Raw genomic sequence first — 24,879 nt, 5'->3', positions numbered from 1 at the left:
AAAAAAAACGTGCCTTAAAATCGATTTATGTGCGTTTTTTTGTTTTTTGATTAAAAAACGTTCAGAAACAAAAAAACATTTTGAAAAGAAAAAGAAACGTTTTATTTTTGTTGTGTGTCTTGGGGGAACAATGAGGAAACGTAAATTAAATAACCATTTGACACAAGGTCTCACGAAACTTCACGATGTTTCTGTGTTGTATAGAATTCACAGGTCGCGAATTTTACGTCTTGGTGCTCTTGGGGTTGTTCCGCTTATTGTTCTTCAAGGAACGACTTACATTCCAGACGAGTTTATTACAACTGTTTTGTATTATTGTAACTTCAAATCAAGGAGAAAGTATGTTAAAAAACAGAGAGTTGCTCGAAAGGAAAGTAATCGATTGGGCTGAAGCCAGAAACATTTTTGCACAATCGAATCCGCAAAAACAATTCTCAAAAACACTTGAAGAAATTGAAGAATTAAAGGAAGCTATTGAGTTGGATGACTACGACGCTATTGTAGATGCAATCGGAGATGTTACGGTTACGCTATGTATTCTGGCGAAGATGTTTAACACCACGCTAACGAACTGCTTGTCTGTTGCGTATGAGAAAATTAAACACAGGCAAGGATTTATGCAAAATGGAGTGTTTGTTAAATTTATTCCGAAAACGCTTGAAGATAAGTTCGTTATACTTGAATTCCTGTGTAAAATTTTTAACGTCGATAAGCAATTAAAGCCACGAATACAACAAACAACAGAAAAAAACAAATACGGATTGTTGCTATCTAACGCACTTTGTAACGGAATACGACCATTCGAAATAGCAACATTCTTCGAATGCAAACAAGGTAGAATCACTTACCTAATGCGTAATCTGAGCGATATACACAAATACCACGTTATTCCACCGTTGAAAATACTAAAAGAAACATTCGAAGATTTAAACGCATTCTATTACGCAGCAAGAAGATTTCAATATACATACAAGGAGATTGGTGAAGTGCTAAACATGTGTGTCACCTCAGTCAGATGTAAACTCGCCGAAACTCTGCTTCTAACCCCCAAAACACAGCAAGCAGTTGAGGACTACATTGAAACAACACGCTTTAAACCACTCACCAATCTCCAAGTTAATGAAGTAAAAACAATGTTGAACACATTGGAGCAAACATATGAAATTGCAAGAAGTTAAAAAGCATTATCGCACATTGATGGATATTGTCGAATCTAAAATGTTTGACCATAAAAACAAAGAATACGCATCAGAAGAAGACGCACTGTCAAACTTTAAAGACGCATCATTCTTAACAGGATATGAACCAGAACTCGTTGCATGGTTATACGCAACAAAACATTACACTTCTATCGTGGACTTGATGAAAAAAATCTTCATCGATAACAATGAGAAAATTTTAAACAGCCACGATTTGATTAAGGAAAAATTTACCGATATGATTGCATATCTGGTATTAATATATTGTTTAATTTATGAAAAGAGGTAAAGTATGTTAGTGCAATTTGATTTTAGTATTTTAAAGGAAGCTGTTAAAAATGGGAGCAAAATGGCGAATAAAGTGCGCGCCACTCCGTTGTATTTGTCGATTGATAACGATACCTTATCGGTTAAGGTCTTTGATGCGGATCTAATGACGCAGATTTATTCATGCGAAATTCAACCGAGTGGTTGTAAGCTTGTGCTTGCTTTTGATGTGAATATTTTATCTCCGTTAGTAAATGGAGCAAAAGCAAAGTTGTTTACGATTGATGCCTTTGATGAATCGTCAAAGGTTGTATCCGTAACACTCGATGGTGTTAGCTACAAGCTGCGTTCGCTTGACCCATCTGAATTCGAGGAGCCATCGATACGCGTGCCGGAAAACACAAAGCCGTTGGTATTTCGGAATGGTGAACTACGGAATATATTAAAGCGATTGAAGCCGTTTCTGTCGAAAGATGAATATCGTATTAGTATGCAGTGCGTAAACATGGAAATCAAGGATGGTGTGATAAAATTCTGTGCGACAGACTCTTTTAGATTAGCAACATATGAATCAAAAGTTGAATATGAAGACGAACTAAATTTAAACATACCAGAAGTAGCCGTAAATGTTCTGATGTCTCTTGGGGATGAAATTGCGATGTATTTTGTTAAAGATAATGAGAATGCAGTAAGAAAAGTTGTGGCACAATCGGAGAATATTACCATTGAGTTTTTTGGTATAGCAGAAGAGTTCCCTAACTACAAACCATTACTACCAGACGAAATCATATGGAAAGCACAATATGACGCACATAACATCACAGAAAAAATCGATAGTATGAACAAAGTGTTTAATATGTATTCGCCGGGTAGTATACAGAAAGAGTCAGAACGAGCTGCAGCAAAACTTATCTTTGATATTCATCAGTTCGATACAAAATTGTTGTCCGTTGGTTCTTCCGAAGAGGTTATGGCAGAAGCTACAATAATGAACGAAGTAGAAACAACAAAAGAACGCATATGTATTAATCCTTTTCATTTTATTAGTATCGCAAAGTCTATACGAAGTAGCACGATAAATAATTCCGTTATCATAGGGAAAACACGAAATCGCGCAAATCTTGTATTTGTAAGTTCAGATGCGGAACCAGAATGGTTGTATGTGAGTGTCCTCAAACTGGAGCAATAAATGACGAGTATGCAGATGTACTCTTATGTCCTCGAAAGGGCACTGCTGTATTTGATGATTAACGGCGGATATTCTAATGTAGAAGCTGTCTTGACTGTTTTAGATGGTGAAGAAACGTATTTTTACAACGCACAACATCAGAACGTCTTTAACGTTATAAAAAAGTTATACTTAGACGGCAGCCCGATTAATCACATAACAGTTTACGAGGAAGTAAAGAAAAATATTACATCAGCAAAAGTGCTGAAACAGCTGTTTGAAAACATAGGCAGAGCATATATTGAAGACGATGCAGCATCAATAGCAATAAAAGTCAAAGATTATTTTATAAAAAGACAAATTTACCTATTTACACAACAATTGCATAACGATGCAAATAAAAGTGGTTTTGATATAATTAGCGACTTGCATGCCCATACATCAAACGTATTGCGCAATGTTATTTCTGACAATGATGTAGATACAAAATCAATCGCAAAGACAACACGAGAGATTATAGGACGCGCGGTTCATTACGCACGTATTGGAGAATACTATGGCATCCCAACCGGATTTGCGGATTTAGATCGTATCACGGGAGGTTTGAAAGCTGGACAGTTAATAACGCTTGCAGGACGACCTGGTATGGGAAAGACTTCGTTTGGATTGTCTTTGGCAATGAACGCAGCACGCAAGCATAACGTGGCATTCTTTTCGCTTGAAATGGATAAGGAGACCATTTTCATGCGTCTTGTTGCAAACCGAACCGGAATACAGTTAAGCAAAATCATTAACGGATACCTTACAGACGAAGAATTAGCAAAAGTAACGACAGCATTAGAACAAATACCATCGCAATATAATATTATTATTGATGACAAAGAAGGAATTGATCTTGCGACATTAAAAGTTAAAACAAGACATTATATGCAAAAATATGGAGTAAATATGATTATTGTTGATTATCTTCAATTAATGAAAGCAAATAAGGCACAAACACGTGAACGTGAAATAGCTGAACTTAGTCTCGGTGTTAAAAATATCGCACGTGAATATAAACTGCCAGCTATAATTATGGCACAATTAAATCGCGAAGTGGAACACCGTCCAAATAAACGTCCGCAATTATCAGATCTACGCGAAAGTGGTTGTCTATCAGCAGATACGTTGATATTAACACACAAGGGATGTAAGCCAATCAAATCATTATGTGATACAGAAGATGTAACAATAAAGTGCTGCAACATAACGGATGATGGTTTTTCTGACGTTGCGCAAAACTATAAAAAGTGTTTTTCAACAGGCACAAAAAAAGTGTATAAGATTACACTGCATAACGGTTCAGAAATCAAGGCAACAGCAAATCATCGTTTTTATACTGTAAATGGATGGAAAAGATTAGACCAACTTTCTATATCTGATTACGTGTTACTCAATACACAGCAACCAATAATAGAAACAGATTTTCCGGACAATGATATAGTTTTGCTCGCAGTTTATATGGCTAAGTATAACACAAAGACAACATACGATTTACCATCGGATTTCTATAAAGCAGCTTCAACAATAGAAAAATTGAATGCTTGGGATTATATTTTGAGACGTTATCGTATTATCGACAAACTTAAATTTATTCGCATTCCACTTGAATTCCATACAATGGAATTAAGTAAAAAGAAGAAGTTCATAGAAACAGTGTTTGAAGTATGCGGCGATGTTGGACGTGGACTGTTTGATGAACAGCCATCAGTATTTATAAAAATGGAATTCAAAGACAGGAATGTTGCAGTATGTGTATCATCCTTCCTCTTGCAGTTTGGAGTTTATGCAGAATTAGAGCAACGTAAAATTAACTCGCTTGTGTTTACGCTGTATATTACCGATAAGTCGTCAATCAGAAATTTTATAGAAACATTTACAATCAGCGATGAAAAAATGCAAGAACAACTTAATCGCATATACAACAACATAGAAAGCGAACATTTTGCAGACCCTCAATTTACGACAACGAATTCACCTCACTTTATTTTTGTGCCAATTAAATCCATCAACGATAGCGGATACGCAGAAGTATTCGATATAGAGGTTCCAAGATACCATAACTTTATAGCCAATCATTTTGTAGCCCACAACAGCATAGAACAAGACAGCGATATTATAATGCTTCTGTATCGCCCTGAATATTACGATATACGGCATTACGAAGACGGACAATCAACGGCAAACACTTGCGAAGTGATTGTAGCAAAGCAACGTAACGGCGCAACGGGTTCCGTAAGGCTATGTTACGACAAAGAGACAGCTACATTTAAAAACTTATACCAATATGAAGATGCAAGTTTTTAAAAGTTAAAGTGGGATGTCAATCTGACGTCCCTTTTTTTTTGCGTGGCACTTTGACAAACGAATGAAAGTACAAGGTATCGCCACGTTTGCCCACTCGAAATCCAAATGATTTAATTAAATTGGTAAAATCTTCTACTATATGTTTAGGTTGTTTTTTGCTGCGACGTATGTAAAGTTTACCCTTAATTGTCTGCAAAAATCTCAAATATGGTGTTTTGTTATCCACCTCCACCCATTCCCCATCATATGGATATAATTTTAGTCTAACATAGTCTGCACGTTGTAGTAGTTGCTGGTATTCATCGCTTGTTATTAGGCGATGTAACATTACCGGTATTGCTACAAAATCTAATAATTCGTTGTGCCAAACGGATAACGTATGTTCGCTATCTATTGGTGTATTGTATTCGTTTTTATTTACAATTGTCCATCCCTTGCCATGATGCACCATTAAATATATTCGTAATGTAAAAAGAGCGGATATTAGTTTGGATATTTGATAGAAGTTTAAAAACTTGCGTCTTCTACTTTTAGGTGAAGGTTTGTATTTGATAAAGTCTTCTAAGTGTTCCGTAAAAGGAGATAATGTTTTTAATATTGTAATTGCATCTTGAATTGTAACAAGTTGTTTCCAATTCCAATGTAGCTTATGCGAGATGTCCATATGTTACCTTTAATCGTTGAACATGTAAAATTGTAGAGCAATATATAAAAATATTTGTAAAATTCAAAATTAATAATTATCTTTGCATTATGAGCGATCTGTCTAGGCATATTAAAAAGAATCTTGCGTTACCGTTACCAGAAAACATAACGGTGGATGATTTAATGATGGCAGGGGACATAATCATCGGGGAGAGTCTCGTATCATTACGAAATTTAATAAAATCAAACGAAGATCCAAATTTAACAATAAAAGCATTTAATTCAATTGTAGGTATGCAAAAATACCTATTAGCACGTAAAAACTCAACAACTACACAAGACGATCTATTGGATGATCTCGGAGATGTAATTAATGAAGTTGAGTGATTATATAAAGTTGCAAGACAAACAGCTACAAGCCGCGAAATACATAGGACGTGGTTATAGAATTTTTTTCGGTGGAAGTCGTGGTGGTGGTAAGACGCATCTTGCTTTGGCGGTTGCTGTATTATCAGCAAAGCGTTATCCTGGTCTCCGCATAATGATAGTGAGACACACAATGCCAGAGTTATTAGAAAATTTTGTTGTTCCACTGACGCAAAAATATCCAGAACATATATTCAAATATAAATACAGAGTTGTAGATAAGGTAGCAGTTTTTGATAACGGTTCTCGTATTATCTTTAAGGCTATTGAAAATGAAAATGACACAAAGAAAGTTCAAGGTATAGAATATCAACTCCTTATTATAGACGAAGCGCCAAATTTTACAGAAAGCGTATTATTTAAATTATACGGTTCGTTACGTCGGAACGTTATACAAAAAAATTTTATACCAACAGTATTGATGACAGGCAATCCAGGTGGAGTTTCGGACAGATATTTTAAAACGAGATTTATCAGACCAGACTACAACTTGTGGACAGAAGGTGAATTGGAAATAAAAGATAAATTTATTTTTATTCAGAGTCACGTGTCCGATAATAAATATATAGGCGATGAGTATGTAAATAATCTTAAATCTTTGCCAGAACATTTATTTGAAGCTTGGTATAACGGCAATTGGGATGTGTTTGAAGGAATGTTCTTTTCTGAATTCTCTGTTGAAAAGAACGTTATATCGCCATTCGAGATACCAAAAGATTGGAAGCGTGCAGTAGGAATGGATATTGGTTTCACAGAAAAACACCCAACAGTAGCAGTATGGGTGGCGCAAAATCCAGACACACAAGAGCTGTTTGTGTATAAAGAATACTCTGCGGTGGGTTCAATTGTTCAGTATATATATGATTTGAGAGATTTATTAAAAGACGATGATAACATAATAGTATTTTTAGATCCATCGGCTTGGGGTAACCAGAAAAAATACGATGATGACAGATCACCGGCAATGATGATGCTTGAAGCCGGGATACCGGTAGTGCGTGCGATAAACGACAGAGTTAGTGGCTGGCGTATATTAAAGGCATGGATGATGGATAAAATGAAAATATTTGACGTGTGTCCTGGATTGATTACCACATTACCATCTCTGAAATACACATCATACGGAAGAGGAGCAAAAGAAGATTTGGATACGAGAATGGAAGATGACTATGCGGATGCATTGCGTTATGCCGTTGTCAGTGGTTTTGGTTATCCTGTTGTAGATCATGATGAGCCTGTTGTCTATCATGTGAAACAAATAACACAAAGAGGAGAAAGAATTACGCATAAAGAGTGGGTAGATATGTTTAGTTACGCAGAATATTAACGGTGGTCTTATGTTTAAAATAGAACCTGTTGTGCAGCTTGAATTATTAAAACACGAAGATGATAACGATGTTATATCGGCTGTGCGAAACGATATAGAACAAGTTAAAAATGTGTTTGACGATATAAATGCAGCAGCAAGAAGAAATTACGATTTCTATTATGGTCGTCAATGGAGTGAAGAAGAAATTGAAGCGCACGAAAGACAGAAACGCATTCCATATGTATTAAACGAAATAAAACATAAAGTTGATCATCTGGTTGGTGTGCAAATGCAAACACGATTAGATGTTAAAGCAGTTGGACGCGAACCGGGAGATCAACAAGCAGCTGAATTATTGACACATTTGGTTAAATGGGTCTCGCAAGTAAATGATTTAGACTACATAGAAACGGAAGTGTTTAAAGATGGTATTATTGGTAACGTTGGATGGGCTTGCGTATACTGGAGTAATGAAGACGTAATGTATGGCTATCCAAAGGTTGAAGTGGTTCCATATAACGAAGTCTATTACGATCTAAATGCGAAAAAGAGAGATTTGAGCGATGCCAGATGGATGGCGCGTCGTTCATATATAACAAAAGCCGAAGCTAAGGAAAAATACCCTTGGATAGAAAAAGACATTGATGATTTGCATCCTGTCGCAGAAACGTATCCGGCTTATGCAAATTATCCGACATATCACCAAGAACGTGTTTACGGAAAGACAAATCCATATAACAGCCGTGATAGAGAAATTGTTGAGGAAATAATTCATTATGAAAGAGTTAAAGTTTACAAATATTACGTGATAGATGATATTCGTGGAGACATACAGAAATTCAATACGCGTAAAGAGGCTGAGGATTACTTAGATGGATTGGTTGAGGCATATAGCGATGAGGGAATATCTATAATCAACGATGATGGTACCCATAAAGTTTTTATAGGGACAGCAGAACAGGATCAAATAAAGCAAACTGTTGTAGTTGGAGACTTGTTGGTTATTAACGAGATAACGATTTTACCAGACTTCCCGTTCGTTGCGTATTTCCCCAATTTTTCTCACGGCGAGTTTCAGTCGTTTGTTGAAGCGCTTATCTATCCACAAATCTTAATAAATCGTTCATTTAGTCAATGGGATTACATCTTAGGTGCTTCACACAAAAACGTTGTTACGGTAATGGAATCATTGTTGAGACGCGGTTGGGATGTGGAGGCTGTTAGACGTGAAATATCGAAGACGGTTCCTGTTATACCTGTGATGACACATGGTGCAATTAACTCAATACCTAACAATCCTGTAAATCCACAGATATTCCAAAATATAGAGTTTGGCATTGGACGTATGCAGGATTACGCAGGTGGTCGCAACTCACTTGGATTAACAGAAAGTGCTGCGGAAAGTGGACGTGCTGTTATAGCAAGGGCTGAACAAGGCGGTGTTGCGAAATTACCATTGTTCGATGCATTACGTTTTTGGAGATTAAAACTTACAGAGCGTATTGTTTGGTATATCAAAAACTTTATGACGCCACGACAAATTATCAGAATTATAGGAGACGACAAAGATGTGCAATATGTAAATTTAAAAAATGAATTATTAGATACGCTCGAAGATGCAAAAGTCGATATAATAATCGATGAAGCAATCAAATCGGAAACAATGCGTGAACGCTATTTCCAACAAATGCTACAATTGTCTAATTTGATGCAGTTGCCACCAGAAATTGCGATGTCTATACTACTTGAATATTCGTCTATTCCAGAAACAAAGAAAAACGAAATCAGACAACAATTAACATTCTACACAAAATACATAGAGATGAAAGCGAAAGATGCCGAAGAACAAAAACTCGCTCTGCAAGTAGAACGAGAACTCAAAAAACAAACAATGAAAGATGCTAAGCGTCTCGGTGAACAACTTGCTACAGCAAGCGAAGACATCAAGCGTCAAGCAAAAGAGGTGCAAACAAAAATGAAGAATTTACAAAAAATGCAGCAGAAAGCACAAGAGGAACAAATGAAGGATGCACTTCTTATGCAATTAGCGCAGCAGAATGGAAGCCAAGACCAACAAAATTTTAACTTGCAAATGTAAAAAGTATTAATTATATTATGTATTATCAAGAGGAAGGATTATGAATTTAGAGTATGGTATCGAACAAGAAGGAACATTGTTCGAAGATGAAATGCAAGAAGACGTTGCATCAGATGAAAATGTAGAGTACGAAGAGGAGCATGAGTATGCAGAAGAATACGAGGAGGAAGAAAATGTAGAAGAAGAGCAAGAACAAGAAGACGAACAAGAAGATCTGTCGCGATATAAACCGATTATAGATCTACTTGGCAAAGATGATGAGTTGCGAGATATAATGACCTATCGCAGCTATGGTTACACTACCGACCAAATTGTTGATGGATTGTTCTTGCAACGACATCCAGAACTGCATGATGTTATACGTAATTATTATGCAAATCAAGGCATGCAGCATTACACGGTGGATGACGACGATGAACAGCCACCAGAATTTGAAACATACGAAGAAGAAGTTCGCTATTACGCTAAAAAAGAAGCCGACAGAGCTCTTAAAAAAATACTTAGCGAGCTTGGTCCGAAAGTACAGGAGTTGTTGAATAAACAACAACAGATCGAACAGCAATCAAGAATGGCTTATATTTACAATGTAAATAACAATGCGCTTGAAAATGCTTTAAACGAACTTGGCATGAGTGGAGATGAACTCTCGCAAGAAGACATAAAAGCGATAGCGAAGAACTTAAAAACATTATATCCTGGTGTAGATTTTAAATCTGTAATAATGACACCAGAGCAAGCGAGAATTGTGCTATCCGCATCATTAGGTCATAAACAAAGACGAAGTGGCAGCACAAAACAATTAGTAAAACAGCAACTTCTACCAAAAATACAGCCAACCGGACGAACAGTTAAAGGTCAGCAATCGACACGTGAGGTTATAGACGGGTTGTCGAAAAGTGAAAGATTAAAGAGATTAATGGATTTGTAATATTAAATGGAGTAAAACATGTATAGAAACATTGTAAGACCCGGAGTAAGAACTTCGACAACAATCAATCCGAGAGCATTAGAAGAAGATTTTTCGCAAAAGATACGTGTTCTCGAACCGAACGCAACGCCACTTATTACATTAGGACAGTATATGGGACGTGGTGCAAAGCCAAAAAGCCATAGAGTGCAAACAATCCAATACGACGTTTTCAATCATTTTGACTTTTGTAATGAGGTAGTTGTTGGAACTGGACAATGGGCTCGTTTTGCAAAATTGCGTCTCACACAGCCATCGCGTCCAGATGTCAAGAGCACAATGCCATATTATCCGCAGGATAAATTCTTTATTGTTCCAACAGGTCAAGTGGTAGAAGTTGTGATGACGCCAGATGCTTCGATGACACGAAGTGTGGATAATCAATCTGTATATGAGTTGCCATCAACATTAACAAACGTTGGAACAGGCGTTTCAAGAACCTGTGAAGCTGGATGTGTAATTGTTAGAACAATCGAACCTGTGCTATTTACAGCATTCAGCACTGGTGATGTAATATTTCTCGGTAGAACGATTTACGAATCGCAACGCATCGAGGCAATGCCGTTACAGCGCGATTACTACTATGACTGTAACTTTGTGGAGCACAAAGAAGCTGTTTTACAAATGACAGAGGATCAAAAAACATTCATCGCAACGAAGGGAACTACACCAGATTGGAATTTCCAGCAAAACGAGATGATTAGAGAATTTAAGTTGAGCGTTGAACACTCGATGATGTGGGGCGAAAGAGCATTTGATGGCACAATTCCGGGAAGACCAAAACGACACATGCGTGGATTATACAATGCGATACAAACTAATGTAGCTTATTATAATCCAGATTCGACGGATGATTTTGAGGCGTTGTTTAAGAATTTCTGTTTTGATATGGCATTCCGCTACAACCCGAATGGGCAAAAGAAAATCGGTATATGTGGAGGGCGTTTCTTAATGAGGTTCAATGATGCGTTTGGTAATTTCAGACGCATGGATGGAGCAGCGCCAAGCGATAAAAAAGCCGGATTAGATTTAGATACATACGTATTACCAGGTGGGTTTGAAATTAAACTTGTACGTAGTGAATTATTACAGCAAAACACAGCACTTGAAAACTGGTGCTTTGTTATCGATCCAGCAGAAATGGAACAACGTATTGTGAAAGATTTCACAACTAAAATGTATAGCTCGCCAGACGATCGTGATGTTAAATTGATGGTCGAATGGCAAGGGACTATCGCATGGCATATCGAACAAGCAAATGCAATGTTAAGAACTATATAAGAGGTATAAAATGAGATACGCATCAAGACATGCCAACTTGGCTTTATACACAAACAAAGGGAAATCCAAATATCGTTTTACACAAGGCGTATTGGAATTAGGCAGTGGCAAGACGATAGATACATCGGATCTGCAAAAGGTATTTCCTGACCTTACAGGAGATGCGAAATATGGTTTAGGTGTATTGTTTGTCGAAGCACCAATCTTAGAAACAGACTCCGACCAAATAACGGATAACAGATGGTATGAGGTCGTTCAGGGCGAGGTAATTTACAATGGCAAAAAGTACGTTGCAAGCCAAAAAGTATTTGTAGAAGATAAAACAAAACTTAGTGGTACCGGTAAAATAGCATTAACATTCGAAACGAATGATTACAACGATATGAGGGAAGAAGCGTTTAAACTACAACATTTACTTGTTGGCGATGAAGTTACTGGTTACCATAGATGGGACAAAGGTGGTTACGAGCCACGTAATACTCTTGATGAAAATGGTGTTGGTTATATTCGTAAATCATAAAGGGATAACAAATGGCTAAATTAACAGAGATTGAAAGTGTAAGACAAACAGATAAAAATATCGAGGTCGTCGTGAAGCAGGTCGATTCGCGACGACCAGGTATTCTTCGCAAGCATATAGCTGAATGGATGGAGGGTGATAAGAAACAGGTTGTATTTTTATCTTTGAAAAAAGAAGCAATGTTTTTTATCACAGAGAATGAATACGTACAGTTTAAAAACAACATATTTCGAACAAATGTTGATAAATGTATCGAATACTTACGAGATCATCCTGCATATAACATCGAACTATTTGAAAATGATTTCCCGCAACATATTAAGCAGAAATTTGAAAACGATAAAAAATATATAACCAGAGATCCAGAAGAATACGAGTAAGGAGTAACATATGGTTACTAAGACACGAAAAGATGTCTCGGCAACAAAAGATGTAGCCAAAAACAAACGTAGTGAAGAATACAATCGTGCTGTTGTAACGGTGCGACAAAATCAAAAAGAAAAAGAGTTGTCGCAAGGATTGATGTCGCAAATGTTGCTACAACAGCAAATTGAAACCAGCAAACAGGCACTTATGGATCTGGTAGCAAAGATTGATTTGCAGCAACGTATTCTGGAAAATAAAATGAAAGTAATGGATCAATCCATGCAACAACAGGCATCACCGACAATTCAGGCACCAGCTGATTTAATGAATATATTGAGCGGGAGCGCGGCTGCACTTGGTCCATCGCAACCACCGGGTATGCCACCGGGAGCGGGTGGAGGACAGCCGGATGCTCAGGGTGTAGGTGGTCAAGGCATACCGCCGGGTATGCCACCGGGTATGCCACCGGGAGCGGGTGGAGGACAACCGGATGCTCAGGGTGTAGGTGGGGGAGTTTTTATGCCACAACCACCGGTGATGTAGAATGAATGGGGATGTGCTTGCAAATAGAGTTCGTCTAATTTTAAGAGATACGCAATCTCCGGCGGATCAGGGTTTGTTCTGGAGCGATATGGAGATTGCGTTAGCTTTAAATAATGCGCAGGCAATATTTGTGAATGCATCTCTCAGACTTGGATTGAGTTATTTGTTGGCTGGTTTGAATGTTACAACAGGTTTTGTAACACCGCCTGCTACAGGATGGATACCATTACCAAACAACTATTTGCATTATGTTTCAGCAATGGTTGGAACTAATCAGTTTCAGGTTGTAGCACGTGTGTATCAAGGTGCGACAGCGGAGGTATTTAGAAATTCTAATGTTGCAGGTGTATTTATAGTGGGCAATCAATATCGTGGTATATTAGGCAATAATACGAATACAGGTGTTATATTAAATTATTTTAGGAAGCCTTCATATATTGGTTTGACATCTTTGGGGGATAACATTAATCGTCCGGATTTTAATGTTCAGGATTTTGATATGTATATATATACAGATATTATTGCAACGCACGCAGCAGTATTGCTTGGATTTAAGGAAATACAAACACAACGTGATTTTAAATTTATGAAGCATATATTTAGTTATTATAGCATATTTCCTAAAAGGTTAGTGAGTTTATTAAAAGATTTAGATATTGCAAAAGCAATTATGGATTCGTTATTAAAACAGCAGGAGAGTTAAATGAAAAAGAGAGGTTTCCGTTACGAAGAAAAAGGCATTATGCCATTGCCGTATCGTTATTCAAAATATCATAAGGCACCTAAATTCCCAGCAGAACAACAAGAAGACGAGACCGATGAATCACTTTTATCGCCAGAAAAAATGGTGGGGAAAAAAAAGAAGTTGCCAAAGCCAAATCATCAGGCACCGCAAGAAGATAACGATGCAGACGACATGCAAAATGAAATGGGCACACATATACTAAACGAAGATGTGGAAGACGCATTGTCGCCAAAACAGATTTTTAAAAACTTAATTGAACAACACAGCTCACTTGGAATGCCAAGCTGGATGAATGATGACAAACAGGATGATCGCGGTATGCGAGCTGCGATGCCAGAGAAGGAAATGGAGTATGACAACTCTATAAAACGCATAATGAAAAAAGGATTTCAAAGGCAAGCACCCGATTCGCAAGAAGATACCTTGCGAGTAGATGAAGCAAATCGTCCATACAAAAAAGCAGTAAAAGGATTGCCCCCAACAGGAGAAGCGACCAAACGTCGATTTGGCGAGGAACCGGAAACTAACATAGAAGAAGTTGAAGAGATATACGAATCAGAGAATGGGCGCCCGGTTAAACGCATTATAAAAATACAGCGTTCTAACCATGCCGTACCTAAATCTAAATCTGGAGGTTGGGTTAAAAAACTATTTGATATTATGAAATGACAGCTGCGGAAGTATTGCATTCGGTTCGGATGTTGCTTGATGATGGATTGTTGTGGTATTTCACGTATCCGGCAATAAACAGTATTATCAATCAAGCACAAATGACACTAATAGATAAATATCACGGTCTTGATGACGAACGTGCATTAAGACCGTTGTATGTGTACGATACAAATTTACCAAACAATGGAGTATTATCAGCACCATTACTATATCCGCGAGCAGCACGTGTTACTGTGAATGGTGATACAGATATATTGAGTTGGGTAGCGGAATATATAACGTATGATGTTTTTATAAACTATAACAGTCCTGGTGTAATTTACAATACTCCAATGCCACGCAGTGTTTATTGGACGTATTACAAAACGCAGGATGCAAATGGTAATTATGTAACGCAAGTATTGTTTTCAGACCCGCAAGGTAATGCGACATGCAATGTGTTGTATATACAGGTGCCTCCATTATATGATTATCAAGTAAATGGATTGGCATCTAATGGTGGACCACCAGTCGGTTTGAGCTTACCGGAAGAGTATCATCCGGAAGTAGTGTTGTTAGCAGCTGAATTAGCAAACAATATTGATGTTGGCGAAATGGAACGCGGCGCATCGTTTAATACAAAAGCTGGCGAGAAATTACCAATTCAAGGTCTTAGGATATGATACAATATAATAAATACACCGTTCAGCAATTGTTTGATGAAGTAATATTGCGTTTAGGTGAAAATAGAAATGCGGAGAATATTGACTATTTAACAGTTGCTTATTATCTAAATGAAGCACTTGAAGAAATAATGATAAATTTTTATCCAATTAAAGATTGGGCATTCTTTACTACTATACTTGTTGCGAATCAGCAATTTTTATCCCCACGTTTTATTAAGCCTGTTAGACTTTTGTTATCTGCAAACGGGCAACCACCATATGTAGAGGCGAGAAAGATTGATGTTAGAGAATGGTATTCGATTATTAATCGGGATATGAGGCAATTTTGGAATATGGGTACATACGACAATCCTGTTTATATGATATGGGGGAATGTAATATATCTTTATCCGACCAATTTTTGGAATGCAAACGATGCCACGCAGGGAAATGTGAGTGGTGTATTAGATTGTTATATGTTTCCAGTACGCGTATTTAATCCAAACAGCATGTTAAATATTCCATATGAATTTGAGGAGTTGTTGATATTGTTGGCATTAGAAAAAGTTGTAACGCGTATATTACCAATGGCACAAAAGCCAAAATACTTACAACAAATTACAGCGCAAAAATCAATCTTTATACAGCAATATTTGTCAAGCAGACATGCAGAAAAGCGCCATCTCGCATCGTTTGTCGCACCAGAAGTGCCACTTGTTCCTGCGCCAGCTGAGGCTGGTGAGTTACAGTCGAGGTTATCATGACGGCAAGAGAATACATTGATAGTGTCAAGCTCAGATTGCAACGCATTGGAATTACAAGGACGCTGAACGATGCGTTGATTTTAAATTACATAAACAAGGCTCGTCGTAATGTTCAGGTCGAAACACTTGGGCTTTTTGAGAGCAGGTATGGACGAAGAGACGTTTTTCAATTAAATAACATTGCTTTGGATCAGGATGATTCGAATACGCATTTATATTATCAAAACACTCAAATAAACGTTGTGCGTTTTCCTCTGCCGGTCGATTATATAGATATAGCAACGTTATGGCTTGTTAGGCAAGATCAAAATAGTTTCGTTTACAGAGAAGCACGTAAAGTTAATAAACGTGAATTCTTTAATGTAAGGAGCCATTGTTTTAATATGCCGACATCCGATAGACCGATTTACGCAATAGAAACAAAACAGTTTGACGTAAGAGGTTCAGGCGGGAATATTTGCTATTTATCTGCTGGTGCAACTGATATATCGAACGCTTCAGTCGAAATATATGCTGTCGTTGCATTACAAGATTTTGACCAATGGGATGAACAGGAATTAGTTCTTAGCCCGGATTTGGAAGAATATGCTGTTAAACAGGCAGTGTTGTATTGTTTAAATGATGTTGAATATTTAGAAATAAAAGATATATTGTTAGCCGAACTCAACGAATATAAAAACATGTTAATGACAAACTACAAGATTAGCAAAGACCAGCCAATAGAGATATTACCAAGTCAGGAGGCACCATAATGGCAAGCACTTTTGCTGAATTATATAGCGATTTCTTAGATCAGGCGAAGGTTTATACTGAAAAATTAGACGTTACAGAGTTATCCTTCATGCGTATGTTTACACGAGGTATGCAGATTTTTCAACGGGAATCGTTATATGTCGAGCGAACAGTCGTATTAAACAGACAAAACGTAAATGGACAAAACGTTTTTATTGTACCGCAGGACATGTTGTTAATAAAGGATGTTAGAAATTTAATAGATGATGGTAACGGTAGGTTTACCGAAGAGATTTTTTTATTGCAGGAATTTGGGCAGTTTAATCGTAACAAAGATAAATGGGAACGTGGTTATCTTGAAACTCCAACAGACTATGGAATGCGGATACCACACAAACGAAGCGCATATGATGGCAGAGGTAGTCAAGTAAGAATGTGCACGATATGGCAACGTGAGCTAATTACGTATCCAGAATTTGACGGAGATCGATTGTGGTTATGGTATTATCCTGATATACATGCTATATCGCAAAACTCTCCACAATGGACAGCGTGGTTTCCGTACGATCCTAATTTTATGAATATGTTCAGAACATCTTCTGTAACTGACGTATTAAAGCCATTCGAGAGAGCGTTCTTAGAGTATGCATTGTCAGATTTTATACGCAGTAAAGGTTCAGCAAATTACGCTGTATATCAAAAGAATTTTGAATCGGAAATACAAAGGGCAATAGAAACTAAGCCCACATATTATCGTGAGGGTGTCGCATCCTATATGTTTGCTCCATATAGTTAGTGTTTGGAAATTAGCAAAAAAAGTGGTAAATTGCATAGTCCAGAGCGAGTAAGCCGATGAGTTACAATAAATTTGAAATCAATGCATTTGAAGGTCTAAACGCAGCCATTGCTCCTACACTTATCAAGGATTCGCAAGCGCGTGATATATTAAATTTCAGAATGGAAAAAGTAGGTAAACTTGTAACTCGGAATGGATATATATATGGTTTATTTTCGAAACATCGTCCAATGTTCCTTGGGCAGTTACCACCGAATGAAAGTTTCTTTGAGAACAACGGTATAGTTGGTATAGGCGAATTAGTATTAAGCGAGCATTGGGATGCAATAGATACAGATAGGTTGATGGTTTATGCGATACGTAGTCTTGTTGCTGACCAGATGTTTAATGAGAATACCTTCAATGCAATAGATAACGATCCGTTATATCGCAATAATGTAATGGGCGAGAAAACAAAAAACCATTACATGACTTTTTTATTCTCACCGATAACAGGCAGATTTGCGAACTTATTGTTAGCTAACAATCAATTGGTGGCAAATGTGGCGGATGCAATCGACTTTGATATGACTGTTGATACGAGACCACAAGGACGTTATGAAAGCAAAAGACGTTTATTTGCACCAAACAGAAGACTACCAGAAGCTACACCAGATACACAAAATGCAGTTAGCATTGCAACGTTTAACAACGGGCGTGAAGACCATTGGATACGTCATTACATCTCAACAACAGAATACAGGCATCAGATGATTGTCTGCGATAAAATAAACGGAGACATGATTATTGAAGATGAGTTCAACAGATACATACCGGACGAGCAGTTAGGAAACAATCAACAAAAACAACATGCATTACATATAAGACCAAATTGTTTGGAAGAGTTCAATATAGATATTGTAAGAATTGATTTACGTGATCAATCGGGACAGGAGAATGCAAATGTAAGACAAGGCATGGCTTTGTATAGATTTAAGTTGCCTAAGATTATTCAAAAAGTATCTAATTTTTTATGTGAAGGAAAATTTGCAGATCAGGATGCATATCCAAAGGCAAGTCATTATCAGCAAGCATTAGGCAATTTTAGAAGATCACAAGCTGTGATTGCAAGTTTACAAAGGTTGCAAAATATAGATGGCAATCCAGATGTCATTCAGACTGCTTGGAAAGTTTACGATGGAGCAGATGCGCATATTTTTTCTAATGCTGACGGTCCAAGTGAGGTAGATGATTTACTTGGAGATTTGGAATTTGATAGACAAAAATGGGTGGATGAGGATGGCACAGTAAAAGAAGATCAAATATCAGACGTTTATATATGGGAAGAGTATGAAATACCATATTATATTGCTTCCGGTAAACAACTTGGATTTACATTTTTACGTGAATTAGACCGCATGTTTACAAAGACAACGAATGCTCCACGTATTAAAGAATTAAATGTTAAAGATGAGTTTGGCAGACAAGTTCCGTTAGGTATATGGCGATATAGATTTGTTTGGGATTTTGGAGATGGAGTTTATTCGGCACCGTCAGCAGATTTAAATGTGCCAGATATATTATGGAGTGCGGTTAGTGATCTGGATATAAACGATGCTGGATTTGGTCAGTATAACAGACCGCAAGTTTTAAGCAAAGCAAATGTGGATTATCTTAAACACAACTATTGGGATAGGCGCAATCTTGGACCAGATTCGGTAGCATTTTATAGACTTACACGCAATGTGAAGAGACCATCATTATATGTAGCAAGTATGGATGGTACATATAGATTGACCAGTTTAGGTCGCACAGTATTTGACCTTAAAAACAAGCTTTACGGTGGATTAAATCACCGTTTTGGAGTTAAAACGGCAACAGGATATGATGATAATGGCAATGTGATAGATCCATCAAATGATTGGGATTGGAAAGATTATGCTGATTTTGGTGCAATTATTTTATTAAATTGTGGTAAGTCGGTTGAACTAAAAGGTATATTTGCTGAATGGGGCTTGGTTGCTGATGTGATTACAAAAGACAGAGAAAGTGCTTTAACAAATGATACATTTTTATTCCAGTATTATGGATACAATGGATTAATTAAGCTTGGAAATCAATTAGATAAGAATTTATATAAATACGGACTGTATAATATAAGTAATTTGATTTTGCCGTTATTCCCAGATAAAAGACGTTATACTAAGTATTCATTATTTACGGATGATGGTTTTTGTAGGCTACCATATAAAAATAGAATGACGGAAGAGTTACCGTTCAGTTTTGATATAGCTTATATTGTACCGGGACAAATTACATTAAAAAACGAGTATCGAACATATGGGGATGATTATGGAAGCTTTTCTGTAAATGAAATAGTTTTAGCAAAAGCAAACGTTTATAGTAGCGATGTGTTCTGCATAGATACAAATTGTTATATAGGTATCATTGGCGAACAATACGTAGGTAGCGAGCAAATTGGCGTATCATCGATAATACCAGACAGATGGGTAGCAGATATATACGAACAGGCAAACTATCAAACTGGAGCAGCACCAAATATATTTAAAGAAGATCCAAATGATTGGACGCCAAGATACTTTGCTAATGTAAAATCAAAAGTAAATTACAAGCATGCTCTTATTCCAATTACGATGTTACGGGCTTCAGAGAATTCGTTGGACACATTTTTATTAACAAAGCCAGATGTTCCAGCTGAGGCTATATCGAGATTGGTTTTATCTGGAACAGCAGAAATCCAAATAACAAAAAAAACAGATAGTGGAATATTGTTAGCGGAATATTTAAGGGAAGTATTTACACCAGATGGAGAGCTCTTAACAGATGATCGTAGCGTTTGGTATCTCGGAGAATATGATCAGTGTAGGGCATGGATACGTGAAAGTGATACATTAAACAACCATACGCTTGTATCTGAAGTTAACGGTGTGGAATGGCGCTGGAATTTTTGGCAAAACGGAATTGTGCACACCAATGCATTAGAAAGCATACCAGCAACGTCAATGAGTTTAGTAAACGGCAAATCGAGAATAAATAATGTTGAGATATATGCATATCTTCCCGGAACACGATTTGTAGGTTTAGAACAACTAACTGCATATTTTCCGTCGTCGCTATTATTTAAAGCACCAAGATTAGGCATACAGATAGGAGCTCAAGATATTCCGCAGCGCGCTCGTGGAATTAAGATATTCAGAACATTAGCCACACATAGAAATGATTGGGATCCGTTATCTTTTGGTTTGGTAAAAGATTTAAAGATAAGCCGAGATAGCAATGGCAACCCAATCACACGCGATGAGGATGGTAATGAGTTTCAGGGAGTTTACTTTTTTGATGATGTAAGCGATGACAATTTAGATTTTTCTGATAACCCAGACACATACGATGGTTTACGAAGAGCATTATATTCAAGATTTTGCGTTGCGTTAAATGAAAGAGTATATTATGGAAACTTCACGGAAGTATATCAATCGCTACCACCACGTAGCTTTGGTTTGCATACGCCAACAAGCAATAATAATTATGCACAAATAACTAATTTTGCAGTTATAGGTGGGGTTGGTAACAAAGGCTTTCAGCAACCAGTTAATGTTAAATACAGATATGTTTACATCAATCAGGCTGAGCAGTTGTCAGGTTTTCGCGAGACACCACAAATTCAAATAAATGCAAGTCCGAACAACAGGCAAGCTGTCGTTCTTTTCTGGTTGCCATCAAGATACGACAACACCATTAAAGAGTTGGAAGTTTACAGACAAATTAACAACGGACAATATTTTTATCTTGGAAGTGTCAAGCCAGAAGACGAAGGCATCTTTGTAGATGATAACAAACCGCCCGGAAAACAATTAGGCAATACAGACCCATCGATAGAACATTATGAGGATGGAGTGCGATGGAGCGAGCCTTATCAGCCGGACTGGATAAAGCTAAACAGCTTTATAGAATATCGTAGTGGAGACAATAGAGGTGTTAGAATTACGGGATTAATAGCCCAAGAAGGCAACTTGCTTATTTTTAAAGAGAATTCTATTCACCGAAGTGCTGTGCAAGCACAAGAACCACCAATCAGTAGAACCGACGAAATAAGCAGTGATATTGGATGTATTGCACCAAATACGCTAATACGTGTTGATAATGACGTATATTTTCTATCCGCAAAAGGGTTTATGAAGTTTAATAATATGCGGTTAGAACAGGCTGACGGTTTATTTAATGAAGAGTTACAATACATACTATTGCATAATCCAATAGAATTCATAAGGGATGCTTCTGCAGCTTACAATCCGCAAACAAAAGAGATTTATCTTAACATACCAATGGCGCCAACAGTTTACACTACTGCTGATTTGTTTGGCAATTGGATAAACAACGCATCGCAAACAGGTTATACATTAGATACGAATACTATCAACGAAAGAGTGTTTTATCACGAACAACAAATTGATACATATCCAACTTCTGTAAATGATACAAATTTAGGTAACACCATTAGGCACAGGCGTCAAATTTTAGGGCATATTTACGTAATTTCGTTAGAAAAAGGTTACGTTACGAAATTTGCCTATCCGACTACTTATTTAGTGCAAAACGGGCAAAACTCTGGCGTTTTGGCGGTTAAAACAATTGACGCGCGGCAATTAATTAGGTTATATTACACCAATTCGATTGGCGAATTGCGTAGTGGCGATATATTCCCGAGACGCTATGGTGAAAGTATATACACATCAGATCCATTCGGACAGACAAAACAGCAGGGTATCGCTTGGTCTGGTATATACATAGAAACGATGTATAATTTACCGCAAGATGTAATACGAGGTGGAGAATCGGCTGTAATTATTGGTGTGCGTGGTGTTGGAGGGAATTGGACTAATCCGGATGATGTGATTAACGTGAACAACTTTACTATTATTGGCGGTGGTACGGTTAATATAAATACTATTAGTGATTATGATATGGTATTTGATTGGTTGGAGAACAGTAAGTTTTATCAGCCGTTTCCTAACGCTAATCGTGTACGTCCGACATTCCCATTTGCATATCCAATTCCGATAGATTGCGAGTTCAAGAGTAAGTTCTTTACAGCTGAAAGCGAGACAATCATCAAACGAATTAGACGTGGATTAATAAATATCTTTTCAAAGGGAAACATAGAAGTTAGATTAGTTTCAAAACCATACGATGGATACGATGATAGATTTGAGTGGTGGAATGAAAATTTGTTTACAAATTTGCAAAAATTTTTCTATCCACCAACAGACGATGTGTTTGATAGAGAACGAGGGATAGTAATACCGGGAACGCATAGAAATATAATTACATTTGTTCCACAGTCTGATTTTGTTTTTATTCAAAACGCCATAGATGTAATAGAGGATAGATATGGCAAGCCGGTGATTTTTGCAGTAGATATAAAAACACAAAGACATTGCCAATTAAACGCTATTTCTTTACATTGGAGGCATATTCACACATATTTGGGGTAATATATGGTTCAAGAGGGATATATAGAATTTTATCCTATAAAACGGGATACGCACTTTGCGGTGCGTTTTGATGTTAGCGGAATAGACTTAACGAACGTAGAGTTTGCATCGTCGCTATTTGATGTATCAAATAACACACGTAGTAAAGTAGCAGATATGCAGATAACAAAGACAAGCAACGGTTTAGTATATAATGGTTTTATAATGGAGCTCGATAGAACTATCACGCGAACATTAACTGCAAATAAAAAATACTACGGAGATGTTTTGATGATTTCAGACAATAAGCCGATAGCGTTATTTAATTACATTCTACCTGTAATTGAGGGATATACAAATGTCGATTAGTTTAAATTATGATAAAATAAACATAATTGTTCAAGAGGTAAACACAACTCCACAAATAAGCAAGGTTATGTTAAATATCCATCCGCTTGTCGTGGAAGTTTTGCCAATGCAAGTAGTAGCACTATCTGGTGGCATTGGAGATATGCAAAAATCAAACTACGACGCAAATCACGATAACATAGTTGATAAGTCTGAGATGGTTGTAAGGCGTTATGAGGCGGGCGAGGTATTAAGTGCAGGTTTGCCTGTTGTTTTGATAGATGGCAAAGTTTACAAAGCAAAGGCAAGTGATTTGACGCACTGCAACAAAGTGGTTGGCGTAACAATTCAGGCGGGCGACGTTGGGACGCAGTTGATGGTATGCATTCAAGGTGAGATAGATTTAAATGTAACAAAAGGAAATACATATTGGCTTGCCGAAGATGGAGGTTTATCTACGCAGCCGGCAGAGGTTGGCTTTGCACAAATTATCGGGTTTGGTGAAAGGGATAATTATTTATATGTAAATGTTCAACAAGCAATCAGGAGAGAGCAATGAAATATTTGCGTATTGACACAAACGGCATAGCCGAGACAACTGCGATTAACACAAGCGCCGGGGCAGGCGACGCAAACAAAATCGTAGCGACAGGTAGCGACGGAAGGATACATAGTTCGTTAATGCCTGTCGGTATTGGTGCGGAAACAAAAAGCATAACGGCAAGCGAGGCGTTGAGTGCAGGTGATTTGGTGAATTTATGGGACGACAGTGGGACAGTGAAGTGTCGCAAAGCAGACGCTTCGAATGGTCGTCAGGCACACGGATTTGTGTTAAGTCCGGTATCGGCAAACGCTTCTGCAACTGTTTATTTTGAAGGCACAGTAACAGGTTTGACAGGATTAACAGCAGGTTCACGTTATTGTTTATCGGCAACGATTCCGGGAGGCGTAACAACCACGATACCGACAACAGCGGGACAGATATATCAGCCAATTGGTTATGCCATATCAACAACAGAATTAACATTTGAGCCGAACGAGCCAATTGTAAGGGTGTAGTATGAGTGTCAAGGGCATTCGGATTGGTGCGAGTGGTCAATTAGAGGAGACAACGGATTTGACAAAGGTATTGGCTATTGGTCAAAATGGACTTATAGAAGTGGATGCGACTGCTGGTCAAGGTGGCTGGCAACCGCATCCAGATTGGATTGATATTTCGCAAGCAAACGACAATGAGATAAACCTTCTTGTTAGCGATGGCGGAGTTGGAATTGCGTTTGCAGTAACAGTTGCAAATAACGGGACGTATAGCATCGACTGGGGCGATGGAACGATAGAAACAAATCGAGCAAGTGGAACTACTTATGCACATCAATACACGATTGGCAGTGGCAAGCCCGTAGACGGTGGACAATACACGGTTTTTAAGATAAGGATTTACGGAGCAACAGGGAACATAACACGTTTCGAGATGAAAAGGCATCCTAATTACACACTCCCGACATACGCACCGCTTTTATGGGCTGTGTTTGGAACGCGGTATATAACGAATTATTCGAATACATTTTACAT

25 protein-coding genes are annotated in these 24,879 nt (G+C 37.5%); 24 read left to right on the top strand and 1 reads right to left on the bottom strand.

Annotated elements, in window-relative coordinates; all coding sequences use genetic code 11:
- The 5 genes from AC6QZF_RS09935 to AC6QZF_RS09915 all read left to right on the top strand — a co-directional run.
- On the top strand, positions 1-391 hold a 391-nt coding region (locus AC6QZF_RS09935), incomplete at its 5' end, for a hypothetical protein (protein WP_499799730.1).
- Positions 342-1,178 carry a MazG-like family protein gene (locus AC6QZF_RS09930; protein WP_499799729.1) on the top strand — a complete coding sequence of 279 codons (837 nt, stop codon included), beginning with the start codon at positions 342-344 and terminating at the stop codon, positions 1,176-1,178. The genes AC6QZF_RS09935 and AC6QZF_RS09930, both read left to right, overlap by 50 nt.
- Positions 1,159-1,488 carry a hypothetical protein gene (locus tag AC6QZF_RS09925; RefSeq protein ID WP_499799728.1) on the top strand — a complete coding sequence of 110 codons (330 nt, stop codon included), beginning with the start codon at positions 1,159-1,161 and terminating at the stop codon, positions 1,486-1,488. The genes AC6QZF_RS09930 and AC6QZF_RS09925 overlap by 20 nt, the downstream gene beginning before the upstream one ends.
- A 3-nt stretch (positions 1,489-1,491) precedes the next feature.
- A complete protein-coding gene (locus AC6QZF_RS09920; protein WP_499799727.1) occupies positions 1,492-2,655 on the top strand; it encodes a hypothetical protein in 1,164 nt (387 codons plus the stop codon).
- Positions 2,656-4,980: a DnaB-like helicase C-terminal domain-containing protein gene (locus AC6QZF_RS09915; RefSeq protein WP_499799726.1), complete on the top strand. Its 2,325-nt coding sequence runs from the start codon at positions 2,656-2,658 to the stop codon at positions 4,978-4,980. It abuts the gene before it with no gap.
- Positions 4,981-4,996: 16 nt separating this feature from the next.
- On the opposite strand, the gene AC6QZF_RS09910 is transcribed toward AC6QZF_RS09915, so the two are convergent.
- Positions 4,997-5,644, bottom strand: a complete 648-nt coding sequence (locus AC6QZF_RS09910; RefSeq protein ID WP_499799725.1) for a hypothetical protein — start codon at positions 5,642-5,644, stop codon at positions 4,997-4,999.
- A gap of 89 nt (positions 5,645-5,733) precedes the next feature.
- Here AC6QZF_RS09910 and AC6QZF_RS09905 point away from each other — a divergent pair, with 89 nt between their 5' ends.
- From AC6QZF_RS09905 to AC6QZF_RS09815, 19 genes are all read left to right on the top strand, one after another.
- Positions 5,734-6,012 (top strand): hypothetical protein, encoded by a 279-nt coding sequence (locus tag AC6QZF_RS09905; RefSeq protein WP_499799724.1) that lies wholly within the window; start codon positions 5,734-5,736, stop codon positions 6,010-6,012.
- Positions 5,999-7,378, top strand: coding sequence for a phage terminase large subunit (locus tag AC6QZF_RS09900; RefSeq protein WP_499799723.1), 1,380 nt, complete (start codon positions 5,999-6,001; stop codon positions 7,376-7,378). The genes AC6QZF_RS09905 and AC6QZF_RS09900 overlap by 14 nt, the downstream gene beginning before the upstream one ends.
- 10 nt (positions 7,379-7,388) lie before the next feature.
- Complete coding sequence (locus AC6QZF_RS09895; protein WP_499799722.1) at positions 7,389-9,458, top strand: portal protein; 2,070 nt, start codon at positions 7,389-7,391, stop codon at positions 9,456-9,458.
- Positions 9,459-9,498: 40 nt separating this feature from the next.
- On the top strand, positions 9,499-10,386 hold the full coding sequence (locus tag AC6QZF_RS09890; protein WP_499799721.1) for a hypothetical protein: 888 nt from the start codon (positions 9,499-9,501) through the stop codon (positions 10,384-10,386).
- Between the two features lie 18 nt (positions 10,387-10,404).
- Positions 10,405-11,706, top strand: a complete 1,302-nt coding sequence (locus AC6QZF_RS09885) for an SU10 major capsid protein (RefSeq protein ID WP_499799720.1) — start codon at positions 10,405-10,407, stop codon at positions 11,704-11,706.
- A 10-nt stretch (positions 11,707-11,716) separates the two neighbouring features.
- Positions 11,717-12,226 carry a hypothetical protein gene (locus AC6QZF_RS09880; protein ID WP_499799719.1) on the top strand — a complete coding sequence of 170 codons (510 nt, stop codon included), beginning with the start codon at positions 11,717-11,719 and terminating at the stop codon, positions 12,224-12,226.
- Between the two features lie 11 nt (positions 12,227-12,237).
- Positions 12,238-12,606: a hypothetical protein gene (locus tag AC6QZF_RS09875; RefSeq protein ID WP_498367901.1), complete on the top strand. Its 369-nt coding sequence runs from the start codon at positions 12,238-12,240 to the stop codon at positions 12,604-12,606.
- Between the two features lie 10 nt (positions 12,607-12,616).
- Positions 12,617-13,135, top strand: coding sequence for a hypothetical protein (locus AC6QZF_RS09870; protein WP_499799718.1), 519 nt, complete (start codon positions 12,617-12,619; stop codon positions 13,133-13,135).
- 1 nt (position 13,136) lies between these two features.
- Positions 13,137-13,838 (top strand): hypothetical protein, encoded by a 702-nt coding sequence (locus tag AC6QZF_RS09865; RefSeq protein ID WP_499799717.1) that lies wholly within the window; start codon positions 13,137-13,139, stop codon positions 13,836-13,838.
- The gene (locus AC6QZF_RS09860; RefSeq protein ID WP_499799716.1) at positions 13,839-14,549 is read left to right on the top strand and encodes a hypothetical protein; all 711 of its coding nucleotides are present in this window, start codon (positions 13,839-13,841) and stop codon (positions 14,547-14,549) included.
- Positions 14,546-15,214, top strand: coding sequence for a hypothetical protein (locus AC6QZF_RS09855; protein WP_499799715.1), 669 nt, complete (start codon positions 14,546-14,548; stop codon positions 15,212-15,214). Before AC6QZF_RS09860 ends, AC6QZF_RS09855 begins: the two co-directional genes overlap by 4 nt.
- Entirely contained in the window at positions 15,211-15,960 is a 750-nt protein-coding gene (locus AC6QZF_RS09850; protein WP_499799714.1) for a hypothetical protein, read from the top strand. The genes AC6QZF_RS09855 and AC6QZF_RS09850 overlap by 4 nt, the downstream gene beginning before the upstream one ends.
- A complete protein-coding gene (locus AC6QZF_RS09845; RefSeq protein WP_499799713.1) occupies positions 15,957-16,712 on the top strand; it encodes a hypothetical protein in 756 nt (251 codons plus the stop codon). The genes AC6QZF_RS09850 and AC6QZF_RS09845 overlap by 4 nt, the downstream gene beginning before the upstream one ends.
- Positions 16,713-16,921: 209 nt before the next feature.
- A complete protein-coding gene (locus AC6QZF_RS09840) occupies positions 16,922-17,488 on the top strand; it encodes a hypothetical protein (protein WP_499799712.1) in 567 nt (188 codons plus the stop codon).
- Between the two features lie 56 nt (positions 17,489-17,544).
- A complete protein-coding gene (locus tag AC6QZF_RS09835) occupies positions 17,545-22,980 on the top strand; it encodes a hypothetical protein (protein WP_499799711.1) in 5,436 nt (1,811 codons plus the stop codon).
- A gap of 3 nt (positions 22,981-22,983) precedes the next feature.
- Complete coding sequence (locus AC6QZF_RS09830; RefSeq protein WP_499799710.1) at positions 22,984-23,328, top strand: hypothetical protein; 345 nt, start codon at positions 22,984-22,986, stop codon at positions 23,326-23,328.
- Positions 23,318-23,866 carry a hypothetical protein gene (locus AC6QZF_RS09825; RefSeq protein WP_499799709.1) on the top strand — a complete coding sequence of 183 codons (549 nt, stop codon included), beginning with the start codon at positions 23,318-23,320 and terminating at the stop codon, positions 23,864-23,866. Before AC6QZF_RS09830 ends, AC6QZF_RS09825 begins: the two co-directional genes overlap by 11 nt.
- On the top strand, positions 23,863-24,366 hold the full coding sequence (locus AC6QZF_RS09820; RefSeq protein WP_499799708.1) for a hypothetical protein: 504 nt from the start codon (positions 23,863-23,865) through the stop codon (positions 24,364-24,366). Before AC6QZF_RS09825 ends, AC6QZF_RS09820 begins: the two co-directional genes overlap by 4 nt.
- A gap of 1 nt (position 24,367) precedes the next feature.
- On the top strand, positions 24,368-24,879 hold a 512-nt coding region (locus tag AC6QZF_RS09815), incomplete at its 3' end, for a hypothetical protein (protein WP_499799707.1).

The organism is Eximiradius sp., from assembly GCA_937127445.1.
Taxonomy (GTDB): domain Bacteria; phylum Bacteroidota; class Ignavibacteria; order Kapaibacteriales; family UBA2268; genus JAKIZO01.
This window is presented reverse-complemented; position numbering and strand designations above follow the sequence as displayed.